Origin of the sequence: Dietzia sp. PP-33, assembly GCF_033790845.1 — a bacterium.
In the GTDB taxonomy this organism is placed as follows: Bacteria; Actinomycetota; Actinomycetes; order Mycobacteriales; family Mycobacteriaceae; genus Dietzia.
Genome location: NZ_JAMYEI010000002.1, coordinates 318,933 through 337,519, shown reverse-complemented (window position 1 = coordinate 337,519; position 18,587 = coordinate 318,933). Strand labels below are relative to the sequence as shown.

Genomic DNA, 18,587 nt, shown 5'->3' with positions numbered 1-18,587 from the left:
TTCGCCACTTCGAAGGCGGGTGCACGGTCAGCCCGCGGAGACGAGTCCCCGATCGACCAGGAAATCCCGTGCGACCAGCGCCGGATCCTCGCCGTCGACGTCCACACGCATGTTCATCTCCACCATCACCTCGTTGTCCAGGATGTCGACGAGTGGTGCCAGGACCTCCGCGATCTCCGGGTGGGCGTCCAGGAACTCCCCCCGCACGACCGTGGCCAGGTTGTAGACGGGGAAGAAGTTCCGGTCGTCCTCCAGGACCACCAGGTCGAGGCCCTTGACCCTTCCGTCGGTGGTGTAGACCTCCCCGAACCGGCACTCCCGGCCGGTGGCGGTGGCCTGGTAGATGATGCCGGGCTGCATGATCGGCACCGGGACGGTGTCCGGGTCGAAACCGTAGGCGTCGGCCAGGCCGGGCCAGCCGTCGCGGCGCACCGAGAACTCGGTCTCCATGCAGGACACGGCGGACCCCGGATCGGTCTGCACGAGCCGGGCGTAGTCGGAGAACGTGCGCACGCCGGTCTCCCGCGCGGTCTCCTGACTCATGGCGAACGAATAGGTGTTGTCGACGGTCGTCGGGGGCAACCACCGGATGTCGTGGGCCTCGAGGTCGGCGTCGCGCACCGCCTCCCACTGCCCCTCGGGGTCGCGGATGGGCTCGGAGTTGCCCAGGTAGCTCATCCACGCGGTGCCCGTGTACTCCATCCCGATGTCGACCTGGCCGGTCACCAGGGCCTGCCGGAAACTGTTGGACCCCGCCAGGGAGGACATGTCGGAGACCTCCATCCCGGCTGCGGCCAGGAGGAACTCGACCAGGTAGCTGCTGATCACGCCCTCGGTGAAGTCCTTGCCGCCGACCGTCACGCGGACACCCTCCAGAGCCGGGACGGTGCCGTCCGGGCCGGGCCCCACGGGCAGCGGCACGGATCCGCCGTCGCTGAGCCCGCAGCCGCCGGCCAGGAGCACGGTGGCCAGGCACGAGGCCAGGAGTCGCTTCATCGCCGTCATCGCAGCCCCCTCGGGTTGAACAGGACCTCGCCCACCCCGCCCAGCCAGTCCACCAGCAGCGCCAGGCACACGGCCAGCACGGAGCCCACCACGAGGGTGGTGGTGTCCTGGAGTCGGTACCCGGTGTCGATGAAGATCCCCAGGCCGCCCGCGTCCACCAGGAAGCTCAGGGTGGCCGTGCCCACCGCCAACACCAGCGTGGTGCGCAGCCCGGCCAGGATGAACGGCACCGCCAGCGGAAGTTCGACGGTGCGCAGGACCCGGCTCGTCGTCATCCCCTGTCCCCGCGCGGCGTCGATCAGGGCGGGGTCCACGTTCCGGATCCCCACGATCGTGTTGCGCAGCACGGGCAGCAGCGAGTAGACGGCCACGGGCAGCACGCCGATCCAGAACCCGGTCCGGTTGGTGGCCAGGAACAGCAGCACGATCAGGCCGATGGCCGGCGCCGCCTGTCCGACGTTGGCGATCCCGATCGCGACGGGGGACAGCGCGCGCATCCGGCGGCGCGTGAGCAGGACCCCCACCGGCACGCCCACGGCCACCACGATCGCGGCCACGGTGAACGTGATCTGGACGTGCTCGAGCGTGCGCTGCGTGATCGAGGAGGCGTTGAGCGAGGCCCGTTGGGTCTCGTCGAGGTCACTGCCGAAGGCCCACCACAACACGCCCGCCGCGGCCACCACGATGAGCAGCGGCTGCACCAGCAGCCGGGCCGAGCCCGCGCGGGAGGCGGCGCCGGTGGCGCTCACGAGGTGGCCGCGGGGTCGGGGGCAGGGTCGGGATTGGGGCCGGGGGCACCGGGTTCGTTGTGGTGGTGGTGGATGCGGCGCAGTTCCCCCACCAGGTCGTCGATGCCGATCGTGCCCCGGTACGCCCCGTCCCGGTCCACCACCACGGTGGTGGCGCTCGCGGTCGAGAGCAGCCCGTCGAGGGCCTCCTGGAGCGTGGAGTCGACGGTGACGGTTCCGGCGACCGGCTGACCGCCCGAGCGCAGGTCCGGCATCCGGTCCACCAGATCGCCGCGCACCCAGCGCAACGGGCGGCCCGACTCGTCCAGGACCACGGCCCACTCGTCGCTGGACCGGCGCACCCGGGAGGCGAAATCGGCCGAGGCCTCGGACTCCCTCGCCGTCGTCGCCTGTCCCAGGTCCACGTCCCCCACGCGCCGGAGGGTCAGTGTCTTGAGCGCGGCGTCGTCTCCGATGAACCCGGCGACGGTGGAGTCGGCGGGGTTGGCGAGGATCGCCTCCGGGGAGTCGAACTGCAGCACCGACGACCCGGGCCCCAGGACGGCGATCCGGTCGCCGAGCCTGACCGCCTCGTTGAAGTCGTGGGTGACAAAGACGATGGTCTTGTGCAGCTCGTCCTGGAGGCGGATCAGCTCGTCCTGCAGCGAGGCGCGCGTGATGGGGTCGACCGCGCCGAACGGTTCGTCCATGAGCAGGACCGGAGGGTCCGCGGCCAGCGCCCGTGCCACGCCGACGCGCTGCTGTTGCCCGCCCGAGAGCTGGGCGGGGTAGCGGTCGCGGTAGTCGCCCGGGTCCAGGCCCACCAGCTCCAGCATCTGGTCCACCCGGTCCGAGATGCGCGACTTCTTCCACCTGAGCAGCCGCGGCACGGTGGCGACGTTCTGGGCGACGGTCATGTGGGGGAACAACCCCGACGCCTGGATGGCGTAGCCGATGCTGCGCCGCAGGGTGTCGGGGTCGAGCTGCCGGTTGTCCTCGCCGTCGATCGTGATGGTGCCGGAGGTGGGCTCGATCAGCCGGTTGATCATCCGCATGGTGGTGGTCTTGCCGCAGCCGGAGGGGCCCACGAACACGGTGGTCCGGCCGGCGGGCAGCTCGAGCGAGACGCGGTCGACGGCGGGCTGTTCCTGGCCGGGGTAGACCTTGGTGACCTCCTCCAGGGTGATGGGCACCCCGGAGACGGCACCACCGGTGTGCCCGGAAGTCCCGGACCCGGACCCGGACCGCCCTGGCCCTGCCCGGTCGGGACGTCCGGTCTCGTCGGCGTGTGTGGTCACTGGTTCCCCCTGATGGTCAGGCGCCCGAGCAGGACGAGGAGTGCGTCGAGGACGAGCGCGAGGACGACGATGAGGACGGTGGCGGTGAGCGCCATCGGTAGTGCGGTGGGCGTCCCCACACGGGAGAGCCCGGCGAAGATCAGGTTCCCCAGCCCCGGGCCCTTGGCGTAGGCGGCGATCGCGAGGATGCCCATGGCCATCTGTGTGGAGACCCGGATCCCGGCGAGGATCGACGGCCACGCCAGCGGGATCTCGACCCGGCTCAGCACACCCAGTCGGCTCATCCCGACCCCGCGCGCGGCGTCGACCGTGGCGGCCGGGACCGCGTCGAGTCCGACGATGGTGTTGCGCAGGATCGGCAGCACCGCGTAGATGACCAGCGCCGTCATGGTGGGAAGCACACCCAACCCCAGGACCGGGATCAGCAACCCGAGGAGTGCGAACGAGGGCACGGTCAGTGCCGTGGCCGCCACCCCGGTGGCCACGGCGGACCCGGCCCTGCTGCGGTAGACGGCCACCCCCACCGCCACCGACAGCAGCGTGGCCAGCAGGACCGCCTGCACGGTGGCGCTCACGTGCTGCCAGGAGTCCGTGGCTAGCTGGAGTCGGCGGGTGGAGATGAAATCCATGAGGTCGGTCATCGCATCTCGGCTCCGTCGGTACGGTTCGGTTCGGTCCGCCCACGCTATCCGGGGGTGCACGTGTAGAGGGCGGGTCCGCCGGAAGTCGCGGTGCGATCCGGTATGCGGTCGGCGACCGTGATGCACCATGGGGCCATGACGACACGTCCCGACCGCCCCCTGGACCCCGATCTGATCGAGCGCCTCGACGAGTTGCTCGCCGCCAGCGGCCGCATCGCCCGCCGCCACTTCCACGGTGAGCTCGAGGCGTTGGAGGCCGGCGACAAGGGCGGTGAGCAGGGGTACGACCCGGTGACCGAGGCCGATCGTGACATCGAGGCGTTGCTGCGGGCCGGGATCTCGTCGATGGCACCGGGGGACCGGGTGGTGGGGGAGGAGAACGGCGAGTCCGGGCCCTCCGAGGCCGCCCGCACGTGGTACCTCGACCCGATCGACGGCACCAAGGCGTTCATGACCGGGATGTCGGGGTGGGGCACGCTCGTGGGTGTGGTGGAGAACGGCCGCGCTGTGGCCGGTTGGATGGACCAACCGGTTCTCGGCGAGACCTTCGCCGCGGTCCACGGCCGGGCCACCGTGCGTCGCCGCTCGGACGGGCCGGAGGCGTTCGACCTGCGCGTATCGGGGTGTGAGGAGCTGTCCGAGGCGATCATGTACACCACCCACCCGTCGATGTTCGGTCACGACGGCGAGGCGCGCAGGCGCTACGACGAACTGGGCTCCCGGGTCCGCCTGCAGCGCTTCGGCGGGGACTGCTACGCCTACTGCATGCTCGCGGCGGGCCGGGTCGACCTGGTGGTCGAGTCCGACCTGAAGTCCTACGACATCGTGGCGCTCATCCCGATCATCGAGGCCGCGGGCGGCGTGATCACCGGCCCGGACGGTCGGCAGCCGCTGGAGGGCGGGACGGTCGTGGCCGCCGCGACTCCGGCGTTGGCCGAGCAGGCGTGGGCGGTGCTCGGCGCGGACCGGGGGTGACCGACCCCCTCTTCGGCATCGACCGCCCGCCGGCGGTGCTCGCCCCCGGCGCCGTGCACGTGCCGGGGTGGATGGACCGCGAGCAGCAGGAGTATCTGCTGCGGGCCTGCGTGGGGTGGGCGGCCGCGCGGGAACCGCGCTCCATCGTGCTGCCCGGTGGGGGACGGATGTCGGTGCGAACCCTCAGCCTGGGGCGACACTGGACGCCGTACCGGTACGACGACGACGAGGTGGTCCCGCAGCTGCCCGACTGGCTGGTCCGGGCGGCGCGGTCCGGGCTGACGGCGGCCGCCGCCGTGGACCCGTCGGTGGCGGTCGCGGAGTACACCCCCGACGCCGCCCTGGTGAACCTCTACGGCCGTGGCGCCACCATGGGGATGCACCAGGACCGCGACGAGGCGAGCTCGGCTCCCGTCGTCTCGCTGAGCCTGGGCGACTCCTGCGTCTTCCGCTTCGGCACCCCGGAGTCCCGCGGCCGCCCGTACACCGACGTGCGCCTGGAATCGGGTGACCTGGTGGTGTTCGGCGGCCCGTCGAGGATGGCCTTCCACGGCGTCCCCAAGGTCGTCGACGGCACCGCCCCGGCCTGGTGTCGCGAGGTGCTCGGAGCCGGGCCGGGGCGGGTCAACATCACACTGCGGGTGACCCGACCGTCGGCCATCCCGCCGACCCGCCCACCTACGCTGAGCGGATGAGTGCAGGCCAGAACCCGTCCGCCGGCAAGAGCCGGACCTATCTACTGGTGGCCCTCGTCGCCGTCCTCGCGGTGGTCGCCGCGGTCGCGACCGTGCTCGTCTCCTCGGCGACGTACAGCCCCGGTGTCCGCACGCTGTCCCCCAAGACCCAGGTGGCGGCGGGTTCCGATCACGTGGATCCCTTCGCAGGCCTGGTTATCCGCGTCCCCGAGGGATGGCGGGCCGAGTCGGGCGAGCTGGTCTTGGGCAGCACCGCCCTGACCCCGGTCGAGACCGGGGAGTCGGGAGTTCCGGCGGCCGATCGTCCGGACGGGGTCGTGCTGGCGGGCGTTCTCACCGAGGAGCTGTTCGACCTGGGCGACCCGGACAATGAGCTGGCCGCGTTCTCGCTGGCCAACGGGATGGGGCAGTACCTCCTCCCGGTCCCGGGGCGGCCGGTCGAGGAGCGGAGGGAGCAGATCTCCACCCGCGTCGGCGACGGCTGGTCCGTGTCGTTCCGGGTGCTCCCCACTGTCCGGCAGGACCTCATCGGTCCGGAGGGTGCGCTGGTGTACTCGGCGGTCGTCGGGGAGGGCGCGCATCGCTACTGGCTCACCTATATCGGTCGCCCGGGCGACGGCACCGTGTCCTCACCCCACGCCGAATGGGCGGACGAGATCGTCGAGCGCCTGCGGCCACTCCCGGAGGGGCACTACGCACCGCTCGGCCCGGGAGAGTCGACCACCGAACCGGCCTGAGCGGCCGAAGCAGACAGACGAGCCGGCCTGAGCAGACAGACGAGCCGGGCCGGGCCGGTGGTGCTCACCAAGATCAGGGCCGCATGCGCCGGAAGCTCACCACGTGTCGGTCGCCGGCGATCCCGTCGCGGGGAGCGCACACGGCCTCGACCTGTCGGCGGGCCTGGTCGCGGACAGGGGTCCCGGGATCGAGCACGGAGAGGTACTCGGAGTGCTCGGCCAGCGCGTCGACGGCCGGCTCGACGAAGCCCTCGACGTCCACGTAGTGGGTGGGCTCCGGTGCGGACTCGAACCACATCTGGGGACGCCCTTCGGCGGCGTCCACGCCGACAGCGGCCACGAGGTCGTCGTAGGCCGCGCCCACGGCCACACCGAACTCCATGTGGTCGCTCTGGTTGGGCGCACCGGGAGCCCACTCGGGACCGGAGTAGAGGGAGATCACCACGTCGGGCCGGTGGCGGCGGATCGAATCGGCGATCGCGTCCCGGAGCCGCGAGTCGTTGACAATCCTGCTGTCGGGGAAGCCGAGGAACTCCACCTCCTCCACGCCGACGATGGCCGAGGACCGGCGCTGCTCCTCCTCGCGGACCGGTCCGGCGATCGACGGTGGCATCCCCTCGATCCCCGCCTCGCCGCTCGAGGCCAGGACGTACACCACGTGCCGGCCCTCGGTGGTCCAGCGGGCCACTGCCGCGGACATGCCGTACTCGGGATCGTCGGGATGGGCGACCAGGACCAGGCCGCGGGTCCAGTCGGTGGGAAAGGGCTCGGGTGGGGTCATGGGGAGAGTATTGCCGATCCGCGGGGGAGAGTCGGTAGCGTCGAGACACATGGCCCTCACCGAATGGTTGCTCTCCGCGCGCGAGCGGGGCAACCCGGACACCCGTCTGGATTCCCGTCACCCGGGAGATCAGGCCTGGTCGGAGGGCAACGAGGTGCGTCCGTTGGTGCACGGGGCCACGTATTTCACCGAGCTCCACGCCAGGATCGAGGCCACGGGCGAGGGCGATCTGGTCTTCTTCGCGGACTGGCGCGGCGATGCCGACGAGCGGCTCACCGGCGAGCCCGGAAGCGAGGTCGCGGCGGTGCTGCGGCGGGCGGTCGACCGCGGGGTGGCCGTGCACGGGCTCGTGTGGCGCTCACACGCCGGGATGGACGAGTTCTCGCACGAGGAGAACCGGCAGCTCGGCCGGCAGGTCGACGACCGGGGCGGCAACGTCCTGTTGGACATGCGGGTGCCGCCGCGCGGGTCGCACCACCAGAAACTCGTGGTGATCCGGCACGCGCACGCGCCGCGGCGGGACGTGGCCTACGTGGGCGGTATCGACCTGTCCCACTCGCGCAGGGACGACGCCCGCCACCTCGGCGATCCGCAGGCCCAGCCGATGTCCGACGCCTACGGCCGGACGCCCCCCTGGCACGATGTCCAGTGCGCGATCTCGGGTCCGGCCGTGTACGACGTCGAGACGGTGTTCCGGGAGCGGTGGGAGGACCCCACGCCGCTGACGTACTCGCCCCGCAGACATCACACGGACCGCGACCACGTGGACGTGCACGCCGAACCGCTGCCCGCGCAGTCCCCGCCACCTCCCCCGGTGCCGGGTGGTACGCATATCGTGCAGTTGCTCCGCACGTACGCGGGCCGCGGCGTCAGGGAGGCCTACCCGTTCGCCCGGCGGGGCGAGCGCAGCATCGCCCGCGGGTACGCGAAGGCGTTCGAACGGGCGCACCACCTGATCTACGTCGAGGACCAGTACCTGTGGTCGCGCGCCATCGCCGATTCCTTCGTGGAGTCGCTCCAGCGGGACGAGGGGTTGCACATGATCGTCGTGATGCCCCGGTGGACGGACAGTGACAACCTGCTCTCGCGGATCCCTCAGCTCCTGGGACGGCAGCGCGCGATGGGCAGGCTCGCGGCGGCGGCCCCCGGCCGGGTGGCGTTCTACGCTCCGGAGAACCTGCAGGGCACCCCGGTCTACGTGCACGCCAAGGTGTGCGTGGTCGACGACACCTGGTGCACGGTCGGGTCCGACAATTTCAGCCGCCGCTCGTGGACCCACGATTCGGAGCTCTCGGCCGTGGTCGTGGACACGGCGGCGCCCGACCACAGTCCGTTCGCCCGCAGGTTGCGTCTCGTCCTGGCCTCCGAACACCTGGAGCGGTCCGTGGACGGGCCGACGTTCCCGGGTGACGTGTCGGAGATCGCCGATCGTGCCAGCGCGCTCCCCGACGACGACGAGATCGCGCGTGTGATGGCCGACTGCCTGGACGCGGAGGGGACGTTCCGAGCGTTCGCAGACTCCGCCGCCGCGCTCGAGGAGTGGCACCTGGGCGGGCGCCGGGGGGAGCGGCCCCCGGGTCGCCTGCGGCCCCTCGACCCACCGCGCCTCAATCCGGTGACCATGGCGTTGGCCTTTCCCGTCTATCGCTGGTTGCACGACCCGGACAGTCGGCCCTGGCGCCTGCGTCTGCGCGGACGGTACTGACCGCGGCACGGTGTGAGTCAGTTCGGTGTGGCTCGGTTCGGTGTGGGACAGGTCGGTGACTCCGCTCTGAGCGCGGGGTCGGGTTGACTAGGCTGATCGGCGCATGCCGCGTACATCGACCACCGGAGGCCCTGGTGACCCTGCTCTTCCCCGACTACCGCCCCTCCTGGGAGACCGACGACCACCGGTTGCTGCGCGAGCACGCCCGCGCGTTCTTCGCCAAGGAGATGACGCCCAATCAGGAGAAGTGGGCCAGGCAGAAGTTCGTGGACCGGGAGACCTGGCTGCGCACCGGCGGGGCCGGGCTGATCTGCCTGGACGTGCCCGAGGAGTTCGGCGGGCAGGGCGGCGACCCGGGCATGGAGTACCTGGTGACCGAGGAGCTCGTCTACTCGGGTGACACCGCGTTCGGGATGGGTGTCGGCTCGACAATCACCCCGCACTACGTGGCCAACTACGCCACCGACGAGCAGAAGCAGGCCTGGCTGCCGCGGATCTGTTCGGGCGAATGGATCTCGGCGATCGCCATGACCGAGCCCGGCGCGGGCTCCGACCTGCAGGGCGTGCGCACCACCGCGCGGCGTGACGGTGACCAGTACGTCATCAACGGCTCCAAGACCTTCATCTCCAACGGCGGATCCGCCGACTTCGTGGTGGTGGCGGCCAAGACCGACCTGGACGCCGGTCACAGGGGAATGGCGCTGTTCGCCGTCGAGGCGGACACCCCCGGCTTCGAGCGCGGTCGCGTCCTGGAGAAGATGGGCCGCCACGGTGCCGACACCGCCGAGCTGTTCTTCAACGACATGCGCGTACCCGCGGCCAACCTCCTCGGCGGTGAGGAGGGGCAGGGTTTCTACCAGCTCATGAACCAGTTGCCGCGCGAGCGTCTGGCGATCGCGGTGGACGCCCTGGCGATGGCCGAGGCCGCCGTCGTGGAGACCCTCGCCTACGTCCGCGAGCGGCAGGCCTTCGGCAAGCCGATCCTGGAATTCCAGAACACCCGCTTCGAGTTGGCGACGTGCAAGACCTCCGTCATGGCCACCCGCACCTTCATCGATCACTGCATCCAGCAGGAGATCGCCGGCGAACTCGACGCCGTCACCGCCTCGATGGCCAAACTGCAGGCCACCGACATGCTCGACGACGTGGTGGACCGGTGCCTGCAGTTGTTCGGCGGCTACGGCTACATGATGGAGTACCCCATCGCCCAGAAGTTCGCCGCCGCCCGCGTCATGCGGATCTACGGCGGCACCAACGAGATCATGAAGGAGGTCATCGGCCGGGCGCTGTGACCCACCGCGCCCGGACCCCGAGCGGCTACTATCGACAGCTGTCGATACATTCTGCCGAGGAGTCACCGTGACCGATCGTCCCTCCGTCCTCTACGTCTGCGTCCACAACGCGGGCCGCTCGCAGATGGCCGCGGCCTACACCTCCCACCTGTCCGGTGGCGCGGTGGAGGTCCGCTCGGCCGGCTCGGCACCCGCGGACTCGATCAACCCCGCTGTCGCCGCCGCGATGGCGGAGGACGGCATCGACATCTCGGCTGCCACGCCGAAGGTGCTCACCACCGAGGCGGTGCAGTCCAGCGACGTGTGCATCACCATGGGCTGCGGTGACGTCTGCCCGGTCTTCCCGGGCAAGCGCTATCTGGACTGGAGCCTCGACGACCCCGCCGGGCAGGGCGTCGAGGCCGTCCGGCCCATCCGCGACGAGATCAGGCGCCGCGTAGAGGGTCTGCTCGCCGAACTCGGGGTGCAGCCGGTCTAGCGTCCGCGCAGGAGTTCGGTGAGCTGGCGGACGGTGGGCACCTTCCCGCCCAGAACGAGTTCGTCGTCGACCACCAGTCCGGGGGTCTTCATGAGCCCGTAGCCCGCGATCTCGCCGATGTCGGAGACCTCGATGATCTCGGCGTCCTCACCGAGTGAGGCCAGGGCCTCCCGCGTGCGGGTGACGAGGGTGTGGCAGTTGCGGCAACCGGGCCCGAGCACCTTGACGATCATTGTTCCTCCTGCGTGTGGGGGTCAGGCGATGAGGTTGAACAGTAGGCCTATGGCGAGGATGCCGACGGCCACGACGGCGAAGAACAGCGCGAGCAGGGGCGGCTTCATGACCCGCCTGAGCATGATCGCCTGGGGGATGGACAGCGCGATCGAACTCATGATGAACGCCATGACGGTGCCCAGGCTCATGCCCTTGGTCCACAGTGCCTCGGCGATCGGCACGACCCCCGCGCCGTTGACGTAGAGCGGCACCCCGGCGAGGGTGGCCACGACCACGGCCAGCGGGTTGTCCGGGCCCGCCCAGCGTAGGAAGAAGTCCGCTGGTACCCAGCCGTGGATCGCGGCGCCGATCCCGACGCCCACCACCACCCAGATCCAGACGCCCCGGACGATGTCTCGGGATTCACCGAGGGCGGCGTCCACCCGCTCGCGGAGGGTGGGCACGTGGCCGTCCGCGCGGAGTGCGGCCACGCGGGTGGTGAAGACCACGTCGTCGACCCACTTCTCCAGCCGGAACCGGGACAGGGCCCAGCCCGCGATGAACGCGATGGCGGCACCGGCGCCGACGTAGGCGGCGGCGATGTGCCAGCCGAACATCTCGCCGATCATGATGGCCGCGATCTCGCTGATGAGCGGGGAGGCGATGAGGAAGGTCAGGGTGACCGAGAGCGGGATGCCGGCGGCGACGAAGCCGATGAACAGCGGGATCGAGCTGCAGGAACAGAACGGGGTCACGACGCCCAGCACTATCGCCAGGGTGAGGCCGATGAGTAGCCCCCGGCCCTCGAGCCAGTCGCGGGCGCGGTTGAGGTCCAGGCTGGCCCGGAGCATGCCCACCAGGAACATCAGGCCGAGGAGCAGGAGGAAGATCTTGACGGTGTCGTAGAGGAAGAAGTGCACTGCCCCGACCGCCCGGTCGGCGAGGTCGAGACCGAGCCAGTCGACGGTCGCGTCCCAGAACCACTCGTTGGCCACCCACAGGGCGATCCAGGCCACCGCCGCCGCGGCGAGTGAGGCCACCAGTCGACGATGCTCTCGGGCACCGGTGTCGGTGTCCGTGCCGGTCGGGCCGGTCGGGCCGGTCGCGGAGGCGTGCAACGGGCTCATGCCTCCACTGTAGAATTGATATCGATAAGTGTCTATAAGAACTGTTCAGAGGGTGCCGGACGGGGGTTGTGCGGTGGTAGAGGCCGAGGCTGCAGACGCTGTGGTGAAGGACGTGGTGGTGATCGGCGGCGGGCAGGCCGGCCTGGCCGCCGGCTTCTACCTCGCCCGGGCCGGCGCGGACTTCGAGATCCTCGACGCGTCGGAGGGGCCGGGGGGTGCGTGGCCGCACACCTGGCCCTCGTTGCGTCTGTTCTCGCCCGCCGACTACTCGTCGCTCCCGGGCCGCCGGATGCACCGGACCGACGGCGGCAACCCCGACGCGGACCACGTGGTGGAGTACCTGCGCGGCTACGAGGAGTACTACGGGCTGCCCGTCCGGCGTGGGACCGGGGTGACGAGAGTGGACCGCGGGGACACGGAGGGTTTCGTCGTGCACGCCGCGGACGGCCGTCGCTGGCGTGCTCGCGTGGTGATCAGTGCCACCGGCACGTGGTCGAGGCCGTTCGTGCCGAGGTATCCGGGTGTCGGCGAGTTCCGGGGCGAACAGATCCACAGCGCCGGTTACCGCGGTCCGGAGCCGTTCGACGGCCGGCGGGTGGTGGTGGTGGTGGGTGGTGCCAACTCGGGAGCGCAGATCGCCGCCGACCTCGCCGCGGTTCTCGACCCCGGCCGCGGCGAGCTGACCTGGTGCACCACCGGTCCCCCGCGCTATCTGCCCGATGACGTCGACGGTCGGGAGCTGTTCCGGGTGGCCAGCGCCTCGGTGCGGTCCGGAGCGGGCCGCGGCGTCGCTGCGCTCGGCGATATCGTCGTCGTCCCCCCGGTCCGCGCTGCCCGCGACGCGGGCCTGCTGGTGGCCACCCCGATGTTCGACAGGTTCCACCCGGACGGTGTGGAGTGGGAGGACGGCCGACGGGAGCCGGTCGACGCGGTGATCTGGTGCACCGGCTTCCGGCCCGCTCTGGGGCATCTCCGCGGCCTGGGTGTGCCCCGGGTCGGCGGACGGGTGGTGACCGACGGCCCCGCCATCCCGGGCGCGCCCGGGCTGTTCCTGCTCGGCTACGGCGACTGGTGCGGCGCGGCATCGGCGACCCTCATCGGGGTGGGGCAGTGGGCGAAGGCCGCGGTGAACGCCGCCGTCGGCCGGTGACCCGGGGACCGCGGTCCACAGCCGGTGCCCCGGTCAGGCCTTGAGTCGTTCGACGATCTCGACGAACTCCTCCGCGTAGCCCAGGTGGGTCCGCAGGCGTTCGAGCCGCTCGGTGGCCTCGGCCTCGATCTCGGCGATCAGGGTGGCCGATTTCTCCGGGTCATCGGCCCGGCGGTCCAGGGCCCGGCAGAAGTCACGCATCCGCTCCAGGCTGAACCCCAGGGGCTTCATCCGGCGGATGAGCAGGATCCGTTCCACGTCCGCCTCGGTGTAGAGACGAAAGCCCCCGGGGGAGTGGGCGGAGGGGCTGGCGAGGCCCAGTTCGTCGTAGTGTCTGAGACTGCGGATCGAGAGCTCGGTCCGATCGGCGACCTCGCCGATCTTCATCGTCCGTTCGACGCCGATTGGCCCGCTCACAACACTCCCATTACGGTAGCTTTCTACTCTCTCAACCGGTGAGAGACCTGTCCCCGACTGTAGGTGATCCGTGAGCACCGAGTTCCCGACCGGCGTGCTGCCCTCGTTCCGCGCTGCTTTCTCCTCCCCGGCCCGGCTCCGGACCGAGGTGCTCGCAGGCCTCGTCGTGGCGCTGGCGCTCATCCCGGAGGCGATCTCGTTCTCCATCCTCGCGGGCGTCGACCCCCGCGTGGGCCTGTTCGCCTCCTTCACCATGGCCGTCACGATCGCCTTCACCGGCGGACGGCCCGCGATGATCTCCGCGGCCACCGGTGCGATCGCCCTCGTCATCGCCCCCGTCGCCGCGGACCACGGCCTGGACTACCTCATCGCCACCGTCCTGCTGGCCGGGGTGGTGCAGGTGCTGTTGACCCTGTTCGGGGTCGCGAAGTTGATGAGGTTCATCCCCCGGTCCGTGATGGTCGGATTCGTCAACGCGCTCGCGATCCTGATCTTCATGGCGCAGATCCCGCACCTGATCGGCGTGCCGTGGCTGGTGTATCCCCTGGTGGCGGTGGGGCTGATCGTCATGGTGTTCTTCCCCAGGCTCACCGGCGCGATCCCCGCCCCGCTGATCGCGATCGTGGCCCTGACGGTCGTCGTGGTCTGGGTGGGGTGGTCGGTCCCCAACGTCCGCGACAAGGGAGAACTGCCCGGGTCGCTGCCGTCGCTACTCATCCCTGACGTGCCGTGGACACTGGAGACCCTGCAGATCATCGCCCCCTACGCCCTGGCGATGGCGCTGGTGGGGCTCATGGAATCACTGATGACCGCCAAGCTGGTCGACGACATCACCGAGACGCATTCCGACAAGACCCGCGAGGGCTGGGGCCAGGGCGTCGCCAACCTCGTCACCGGTTTCTTCGGCGGCATGGGCGGCTGCGCGATGATCGGCCAGACGATGATCAACGTCAAGGCCTCGGGCGCCCGCACTCGGTTGTCCACCCTGCTCGCCGGCGTGTTCCTGTTGATCCTCGTCGTCGTCCTGGGCGATATCGTCGGACTCATCCCGATGGCCGCACTGGTCGCGGTGATGATCATGGTCTCGGTGGGGACCATGGACTGGCACTCGATCCACCCCCGGACCCTGCGACTGATGCCGCTTTCGGAGACGCTCGTCATGGTCGTCACCGTGGCGGTGACGGTATGGACACACAACCTCGCCATCGGAGTGATCCTGGGTGTGGTCACCGCGATGATCATGTTCGCGCGCCGGGTCGCACACATGACCACCATCGAGAAGGTCGCCGAGCTCGACACCGATCACGACGGCGCGGTCGACACCCGTACCTACCGGGTGACTGGCGAGCTGTTCTGGGCGTCCAGCAACGACCTCGTGTACCAGTTCGACTACGCGGGCGACCCCGAGCACGTGGTGCTCGACCTCACCGATGCCGACATCTGGGACGCCTCGACCGTCGCCACGCTCGACGCCGTGCAGCACAAGTACGCGGCCAAGGGGAAGACACTCTCGGTGATCGGCCTCGACGGTGCCAGCCAGGAGCGCCTCGACAAACTCTCGGGGAAACTCGGCGCCGGACACTGAGCCCGGGCTCGTCCCGAACCGGTGCCCCCGGTCACGGGGGCGCGGTCAGCTGATCGTGACGCCGCCGGTCGGGTCCTGTCGACCGTCCGCCCCCGTGATCCACCACAGTTCGAGTTCGACCTCTCGCTTGGTTCCGGAGTCCTTGGGGGTGTCCTTGATCTCGATGTCGAGCCGCACGGTGTCGGGGACCTCGATGTCGAGGCTGTTGCCGTCCTGGTCGAAGGTCACGGTGCCGGACCGGATGCGCTCGGACAGGGTGGCAAGCAGGTCCGCGACAGCCTCGCGGGAGTAGGTGTCCTTGCTGCGGAGAAGCCGGGTGGAGGGGCTCATGGTCTGATCATCCGCCTTCCGCGGCGATATCGGAGGCCTTCCCTAAATATCGATGTGTGTCTATATTGATGAATGTCGATACGAGGCTTGGAGGCCGATATGTCCCGATCCGTGCACGACGCTCCACTTCCCGAGCTGCTCATGCCCCAGACGCAACTCCAGCGCGACGCCCGCGAACTGGCCCGACACTACGAGGGCGTGTTCAGTCCGCAGACCGTCGAGCGTGTGGTGTTCGAGTCGTATGCCGCGTTGCGTCGCACCGCGCGGGTCACCACGCATCTGCCGTCGCTGTCCCGTCGCTTCGCGACCGACCGGCTCAAGGCTCTCGCGCAGGCCGAGGGGAGGGTCACCAAGGACGTCCCCGAGGTGCTCTTCATCTGCGTCCAGAACTCGGGGCGCTCCCAGATGGCCGCGGCTCTCATGGCGGACCGTTCTGAGGGGCGGGTCCACGTCCGGTCCGCCGGGTCTCTCCCGGGTTCCGGGATCGACGAGAACTGTCAGGCGGCCATGGCCGAGATCGGACTCGACCTGACCTCGGAATACCCCAAGCCACTCACCGACGACGTGGTGGCGGCCGCTGACGTGGTGATCTCCATGGGGTGCGGGGACGCCTGCGCCGTCTATCCGGGCAAGCGGTACCTGGACTGGGACGTCTCGGACCCCGCCGGCCAGGATCTCGACCGAGTCCGTTCCATCCGTGACGACATCGACGCGCGGGTCCGTAGGGCCCTGCCGGAGATCGTCGGCACGTCTCCCCCGCCCGCCTCGGATGCTCTGTCCGCCGAGGGGGCCCCGACACCATGACCACGACCATCACCGTCTTCGAACCCGCGCTCTGCTGCTCATCGGGCGTCTGCGGACCGGACGTGCCCGCCGAACTCGTCGAGTTCTCCGCCGACTGCGACTGGCTCGCCGCGGCGGGCACGCCGGTGGAGCGGGTCAACCTCGCCGCCGAGCCGATGCGCTTCGCGTCGGACGAGGAGGTCGCCGCCTTCCTCCGGCTGAGTGGATCCGAGGGTCTCCCGCTGTTCCGCGTGGACGGCGTCACCGCGCTCACCGGTCGCTACCCCACGCGAGCGGAGCTGGCGAGGTGGGCGGGACTGGACGTGACCACGCCGGTCCCCTCAGTCGTCGGCGCGGCGCCCGTGGGTGCGGACCTGCTGGCGCCCGGCGACGACGGCTGCGGTCCGTCCGGCTGCTGTTGATCCCCGAAAGGCGTTCATGAACTCGTTCCTCGACGACCCCGCCCGTTTCCTGTTCTTCACCGGCAAGGGCGGGGTGGGGAAGACCTCCCTCGCCTGCGCGACCTCGGTCCGGCTCTGCCGGGCGGGCGCGAGTGTCCTGCTCGTGAGCACCGATCCCGCCTCGAACGTGGGGCAGGTGTTCGGCCAGCGGATCGGGAACCGGATCGTCGAGGTCGGTGCGGTCCCTGGGCTCTCGGCGATGGAGATCGAGCCGGACGCCGCCGCCGAGGCCTACCGCGAGCGCGTGGTGGGACCGGTGCGCGGTCTGTTGCCGGAGGCCGAGATCACCGCGATCACCGAGCAGCTCTCCGGATCCTGCACCACCGAGATCGCGTCGTTCAACGAGTTCACCGCGCTGTTGACCGACCCCGGGGTGATGGACGGGTTCGACCACGTCGTCTTTGACACCGCGCCCACCGGACACACGATCCGGTTGCTCACGCTCCCCGGTTCGTGGACCGATTTCCTGGAGCGTGGCAAGGGCGACGCCTCCTGTCTGGGGCCGATGGCGGGGCTCGACAAACAGCGCGCCGTGTACGCGGACGCCGTCGCGCGACTGGCGGACGCGGCCACCACCAGGCTCGTGCTGGTGGCCCGCCCGCAGACCTCGTCCCTCGACGAGATCGCCCGGACCTCGGTCGAGCTCGCCGACGTGGGGATGCGCAACCAGTGGGTCGTCGTGAACGGAATGCTCTCGGGGGCGGAGGACGACGACGACCTCGCCGATCCCGTCGCCACCGGGTTCCGGAGGCGGCAGCAGGCGGCTCTCGACGCCATGCCCGACAGACTCCGCGGGCTGCCCGTCGAGACGGTCCCACTCCGGCCGGAGAACCTCGTCGGCGTCGCGGCGCTGGAACGGCTCTTCGAGCCCGTGGAGGACTCGACCGCTCCGGCGCACGCCGATCCCGGTGGCCCCTCCACTGCGCCCGATCCGCTCTCGGACCTCGTCGACCAGATCGAGGCCGACGGGCATGGTCTCGTCATGACGATGGGCAAAGGGGGAGTCGGCAAGACCACCGTGGCCGCGGCGGTGGCCGTCGAACTCGCCGCGCGCGGACACGAGGTGCACCTCACCACCACCGACCCCGCCGCTCATCTCATCGACACCGTCGCGGGAGAGATCCCGGGACTCACCGTCTCCCGCATCGATCCCGACGAGGCGTCAACCGAGTATCGCCGCCGGGTCATCGCCGGGAAGGGGGCGAACCTCGACGAGGCCGGCCTGGCCGCGCTCGAGGAGGACCTCCGCTCGCCGTGCACGGAGGAGGTGGCGGTCTTCCAGGCATTCTCCGGGGTGATCCACGAGTCGAGACGCCGCTTCGTCGTCGTCGACACCGCCCCGACCGGGCACACGCTACTCCTGCTCGACGCGACCGGGTCCTACCATCGCGAGATCGGCCGGCAGATGGGGGACGGTGGTCGCTTCACCACGCCGCTCATGAGGCTGCAGGATCCGGCGCAGACCAAGATCCTCATCGTCACACTCGCGGAGACCACGCCGGTCCTCGAGGCGGCCGCGCTCCAGGATGATCTGCGACGAGCCGGTATCGAACCGTGGGCGTGGGTGGTCAACAACTCACTCGCGGCGAACGGAACCGGGGACGCCGTCCTGCACCGCCGCGCCGAACTCGAGCGCGAGGAGCTGGCCGCGGTCCGGGGCGGCCTCGCCGAGAGCGTGGCCGTAGTGCCGTACTCGGTGGAGGCCCCCGTCGGTCCGGAGGCGTTGCGCCGTCTGGTCTCGGGCTCGGGGGCCGTGGTGCCGGGAGCTGTGGTGCCGTGGGCTGCGACCCAGGAGACGACGTCGTCCTGAATCGCCCCTCAGACGAACCGGAGGCCCCGCACGTCCACGATGTCGCGGATCTGCGCGAACGCCTCGGGGACGATGCTGTAGTGCGCCATCCGGCCTCGTTGTTCGCGGGTCACGAGTCCCGCCTCGACCAGCTTCTTCATGTGATGGCTGACCGTGGGCTGGGTGATCCCGAGCGGCTCGGTGAGGGTGCACACGCAGACGTCGTTGCAGTCCGCCGCCGCGATGTGCGAGAGCAGCCGTAGACGCATGGGATCGGCCAGCGCCTTGAACCGGGCCGCCGCGTCCTCGGCCTCCGACTGGGTGAGCGGCCCGTTCTCACCGGCGATGCAGCAGGATTCGGTGTGCTCGGACGAGGTCATGGGACCAGATTACGCGG

The 18,587-nt window shown here is 70.3% G+C and carries 21 protein-coding genes; 11 read left to right on the top strand and 10 right to left on the bottom strand.

Annotation, left to right across the window (positions count from 1 at the left end):
• Positions 1 to 27: 27 nt before the first annotated feature.
• From NJE57_RS05700 to NJE57_RS05685, 4 genes are all read right to left on the bottom strand, one after another.
• Positions 28 to 1,005, bottom strand: coding sequence for a glycine betaine ABC transporter substrate-binding protein (locus NJE57_RS05700; protein WP_319027432.1), 978 nt, complete (start codon positions 1,003 to 1,005; stop codon positions 28 to 30).
• Complete coding sequence (locus NJE57_RS05695; RefSeq protein ID WP_319027431.1) at positions 1,002 to 1,754, bottom strand: ABC transporter permease; 753 nt, start codon at positions 1,752 to 1,754, stop codon at positions 1,002 to 1,004. Before NJE57_RS05695 ends, NJE57_RS05700 begins: the two co-directional genes overlap by 4 nt.
• Entirely contained in the window at positions 1,751 to 2,926 is a 1,176-nt protein-coding gene (locus NJE57_RS05690; RefSeq protein WP_319027430.1) for an ABC transporter ATP-binding protein, read from the bottom strand. Before NJE57_RS05690 ends, NJE57_RS05695 begins: the two co-directional genes overlap by 4 nt.
• A 101-nt stretch (positions 2,927 to 3,027) precedes the next feature.
• Positions 3,028 to 3,672 carry an ABC transporter permease gene (locus NJE57_RS05685; protein WP_319027429.1) on the bottom strand — a complete coding sequence of 215 codons (645 nt, stop codon included), beginning with the start codon at positions 3,670 to 3,672 and terminating at the stop codon, positions 3,028 to 3,030.
• A 135-nt stretch (positions 3,673 to 3,807) separates the two neighbouring features.
• Between NJE57_RS05685 and NJE57_RS05680 the strand changes: the two genes are divergently transcribed.
• From NJE57_RS05680 to NJE57_RS05670, 3 genes are read left to right on the top strand one after another with little or no spacing between them, the layout of a single operon-like run.
• Positions 3,808 to 4,647: an inositol monophosphatase family protein gene (locus NJE57_RS05680; protein ID WP_319027428.1), complete on the top strand. Its 840-nt coding sequence runs from the start codon at positions 3,808 to 3,810 to the stop codon at positions 4,645 to 4,647.
• Positions 4,644 to 5,342: an alpha-ketoglutarate-dependent dioxygenase AlkB gene (locus NJE57_RS05675; RefSeq protein ID WP_319027427.1), complete on the top strand. Its 699-nt coding sequence runs from the start codon at positions 4,644 to 4,646 to the stop codon at positions 5,340 to 5,342. The genes NJE57_RS05680 and NJE57_RS05675 overlap by 4 nt, the downstream gene beginning before the upstream one ends.
• The gene (locus NJE57_RS05670; RefSeq protein WP_319027426.1) at positions 5,339 to 6,079 is read left to right on the top strand and encodes an APA family fibronectin-binding glycoprotein; all 741 of its coding nucleotides are present in this window, start codon (positions 5,339 to 5,341) and stop codon (positions 6,077 to 6,079) included. Before NJE57_RS05675 ends, NJE57_RS05670 begins: the two co-directional genes overlap by 4 nt.
• Positions 6,080 to 6,152: 73 nt before the next feature.
• Here NJE57_RS05670 and NJE57_RS05665 read toward each other — a convergent pair whose 3' ends face one another.
• Positions 6,153 to 6,860 carry a PIG-L family deacetylase gene (locus NJE57_RS05665; protein WP_319027425.1) on the bottom strand — a complete coding sequence of 236 codons (708 nt, stop codon included), beginning with the start codon at positions 6,858 to 6,860 and terminating at the stop codon, positions 6,153 to 6,155.
• Between the two features lie 49 nt (positions 6,861 to 6,909).
• On the opposite strand from NJE57_RS05665, the gene NJE57_RS05660 reads away from it, so the two are divergent.
• From NJE57_RS05660 to NJE57_RS05650, 3 genes are all read left to right on the top strand, one after another.
• Positions 6,910 to 8,565, top strand: coding sequence for a phospholipase D family protein (locus NJE57_RS05660; RefSeq protein ID WP_319027424.1), 1,656 nt, complete (start codon positions 6,910 to 6,912; stop codon positions 8,563 to 8,565).
• A 134-nt stretch (positions 8,566 to 8,699) separates the two neighbouring features.
• Positions 8,700 to 9,857, top strand: coding sequence for an acyl-CoA dehydrogenase family protein (locus tag NJE57_RS05655; RefSeq protein ID WP_319027423.1), 1,158 nt, complete (start codon positions 8,700 to 8,702; stop codon positions 9,855 to 9,857).
• Positions 9,858 to 9,924: 67 nt separating this feature from the next.
• Positions 9,925 to 10,335, top strand: coding sequence for an arsenate reductase ArsC (locus tag NJE57_RS05650; protein WP_107746824.1), 411 nt, complete (start codon positions 9,925 to 9,927; stop codon positions 10,333 to 10,335).
• Here NJE57_RS05650 and NJE57_RS05645 read toward each other — a convergent pair.
• Together NJE57_RS05645 and NJE57_RS05640 are read right to left on the bottom strand one after the other, a co-directional pair.
• A complete protein-coding gene (locus NJE57_RS05645) occupies positions 10,332 to 10,568 on the bottom strand; it encodes a thioredoxin family protein (RefSeq protein WP_319027422.1) in 237 nt (78 codons plus the stop codon). The genes NJE57_RS05650 and NJE57_RS05645 overlap by 4 nt on opposite strands.
• A gap of 21 nt (positions 10,569 to 10,589) precedes the next feature.
• Positions 10,590 to 11,675: a permease gene (locus NJE57_RS05640; protein ID WP_319027421.1), complete on the bottom strand. Its 1,086-nt coding sequence runs from the start codon at positions 11,673 to 11,675 to the stop codon at positions 10,590 to 10,592.
• A 73-nt stretch (positions 11,676 to 11,748) separates the two neighbouring features.
• On the opposite strand from NJE57_RS05640, the gene NJE57_RS05635 reads away from it, so the two are divergent.
• Positions 11,749 to 12,825: an ArsO family NAD(P)H-dependent flavin-containing monooxygenase gene (locus tag NJE57_RS05635; RefSeq protein ID WP_319027420.1), complete on the top strand. Its 1,077-nt coding sequence runs from the start codon at positions 11,749 to 11,751 to the stop codon at positions 12,823 to 12,825.
• A 33-nt stretch (positions 12,826 to 12,858) separates the two neighbouring features.
• On the opposite strand, the gene NJE57_RS05630 is transcribed toward NJE57_RS05635, so the two are convergent.
• Positions 12,859 to 13,212, bottom strand: a complete 354-nt coding sequence (locus tag NJE57_RS05630) for a MerR family transcriptional regulator (protein ID WP_319027531.1) — start codon at positions 13,210 to 13,212, stop codon at positions 12,859 to 12,861.
• A 100-nt stretch (positions 13,213 to 13,312) separates the two neighbouring features.
• Here NJE57_RS05630 and NJE57_RS05625 point away from each other — a divergent pair, with 100 nt between their 5' ends.
• Entirely contained in the window at positions 13,313 to 14,827 is a 1,515-nt protein-coding gene (locus tag NJE57_RS05625) for a SulP family inorganic anion transporter (protein ID WP_319027419.1), read from the top strand.
• A gap of 45 nt (positions 14,828 to 14,872) precedes the next feature.
• Here NJE57_RS05625 and NJE57_RS05620 read toward each other — a convergent pair whose 3' ends face one another.
• Positions 14,873 to 15,157 (bottom strand): amphi-Trp domain-containing protein, encoded by a 285-nt coding sequence (locus tag NJE57_RS05620; protein WP_319027418.1) that lies wholly within the window; start codon positions 15,155 to 15,157, stop codon positions 14,873 to 14,875.
• Positions 15,158 to 15,229: 72 nt separating this feature from the next.
• Between NJE57_RS05620 and NJE57_RS05615 the strand changes: the two genes are divergently transcribed.
• The 3 genes from NJE57_RS05615 to arsA are packed head-to-tail and all read left to right on the top strand — an operon-like array spanning position 15,230 to position 18,211.
• Complete coding sequence (locus NJE57_RS05615) at positions 15,230 to 15,961, top strand: low molecular weight phosphatase family protein (protein WP_413464360.1); 732 nt, start codon at positions 15,230 to 15,232, stop codon at positions 15,959 to 15,961.
• The gene (gene arsD / locus NJE57_RS05610; RefSeq protein WP_319027416.1) at positions 15,958 to 16,362 is read left to right on the top strand and encodes an arsenite efflux transporter metallochaperone ArsD; all 405 of its coding nucleotides are present in this window, start codon (positions 15,958 to 15,960) and stop codon (positions 16,360 to 16,362) included. Before NJE57_RS05615 ends, arsD begins: the two co-directional genes overlap by 4 nt.
• 16 nt (positions 16,363 to 16,378) lie before the next feature.
• Positions 16,379 to 18,211: an arsenical pump-driving ATPase gene (arsA, locus tag NJE57_RS05605; protein ID WP_319027415.1), complete on the top strand. Its 1,833-nt coding sequence runs from the start codon at positions 16,379 to 16,381 to the stop codon at positions 18,209 to 18,211.
• Positions 18,212 to 18,219: 8 nt separating this feature from the next.
• On the opposite strand, the gene NJE57_RS05600 is transcribed toward arsA, so the two are convergent.
• The gene (locus tag NJE57_RS05600) at positions 18,220 to 18,570 is read right to left on the bottom strand and encodes a metalloregulator ArsR/SmtB family transcription factor (protein WP_319027414.1); all 351 of its coding nucleotides are present in this window, start codon (positions 18,568 to 18,570) and stop codon (positions 18,220 to 18,222) included.
• Positions 18,571 to 18,587 lie beyond the last annotated feature (17 nt).

Bases quoted from the DNA above. Each gene is read 5' to 3' on its own strand.
- NJE57_RS05700 (WP_319027432.1), bottom strand. From the start codon at position 1,005: ATGACGGCGATGAAGCGACTCCTGGCCTCGTGCCTGGCCACCGTGCTC.
- NJE57_RS05685 (WP_319027429.1), bottom strand. From the start codon at position 3,672: ATGACCGACCTCATGGATTTCATCTCCACCCGCCGACTCCAGCTAGCC.
- NJE57_RS05680 (WP_319027428.1), top strand. From the start codon at position 3,808: ATGACGACACGTCCCGACCGCCCCCTGGACCCCGATCTGATCGAGCGC.
- NJE57_RS05670 (WP_319027426.1), top strand. From the start codon at position 5,339: ATGAGTGCAGGCCAGAACCCGTCCGCCGGCAAGAGCCGGACCTATCTA.
- NJE57_RS05665 (WP_319027425.1), bottom strand. From the start codon at position 6,860: ATGACCCCACCCGAGCCCTTTCCCACCGACTGGACCCGCGGCCTGGTC.
- NJE57_RS05660 (WP_319027424.1), top strand. From the start codon at position 6,910: ATGGCCCTCACCGAATGGTTGCTCTCCGCGCGCGAGCGGGGCAACCCG.
- NJE57_RS05645 (WP_319027422.1), bottom strand. From the start codon at position 10,568: ATGATCGTCAAGGTGCTCGGGCCCGGTTGCCGCAACTGCCACACCCTC.
- NJE57_RS05640 (WP_319027421.1), bottom strand. From the start codon at position 11,675: ATGAGCCCGTTGCACGCCTCCGCGACCGGCCCGACCGGCCCGACCGGC.
- NJE57_RS05630 (WP_319027531.1), bottom strand. From the start codon at position 13,212: ATGAAGATCGGCGAGGTCGCCGATCGGACCGAGCTCTCGATCCGCAGT.
- NJE57_RS05620 (WP_319027418.1), bottom strand. From the start codon at position 15,157: ATGAGCCCCTCCACCCGGCTTCTCCGCAGCAAGGACACCTACTCCCGC.
- NJE57_RS05615 (WP_413464360.1), top strand. From the start codon at position 15,230: ATGTCGATACGAGGCTTGGAGGCCGATATGTCCCGATCCGTGCACGAC.
- arsD (WP_319027416.1), top strand. From the start codon at position 15,958: ATGACCACGACCATCACCGTCTTCGAACCCGCGCTCTGCTGCTCATCG.
- arsA (WP_319027415.1), top strand. From the start codon at position 16,379: ATGAACTCGTTCCTCGACGACCCCGCCCGTTTCCTGTTCTTCACCGGC.
- NJE57_RS05600 (WP_319027414.1), bottom strand. From the start codon at position 18,570: ATGACCTCGTCCGAGCACACCGAATCCTGCTGCATCGCCGGTGAGAAC.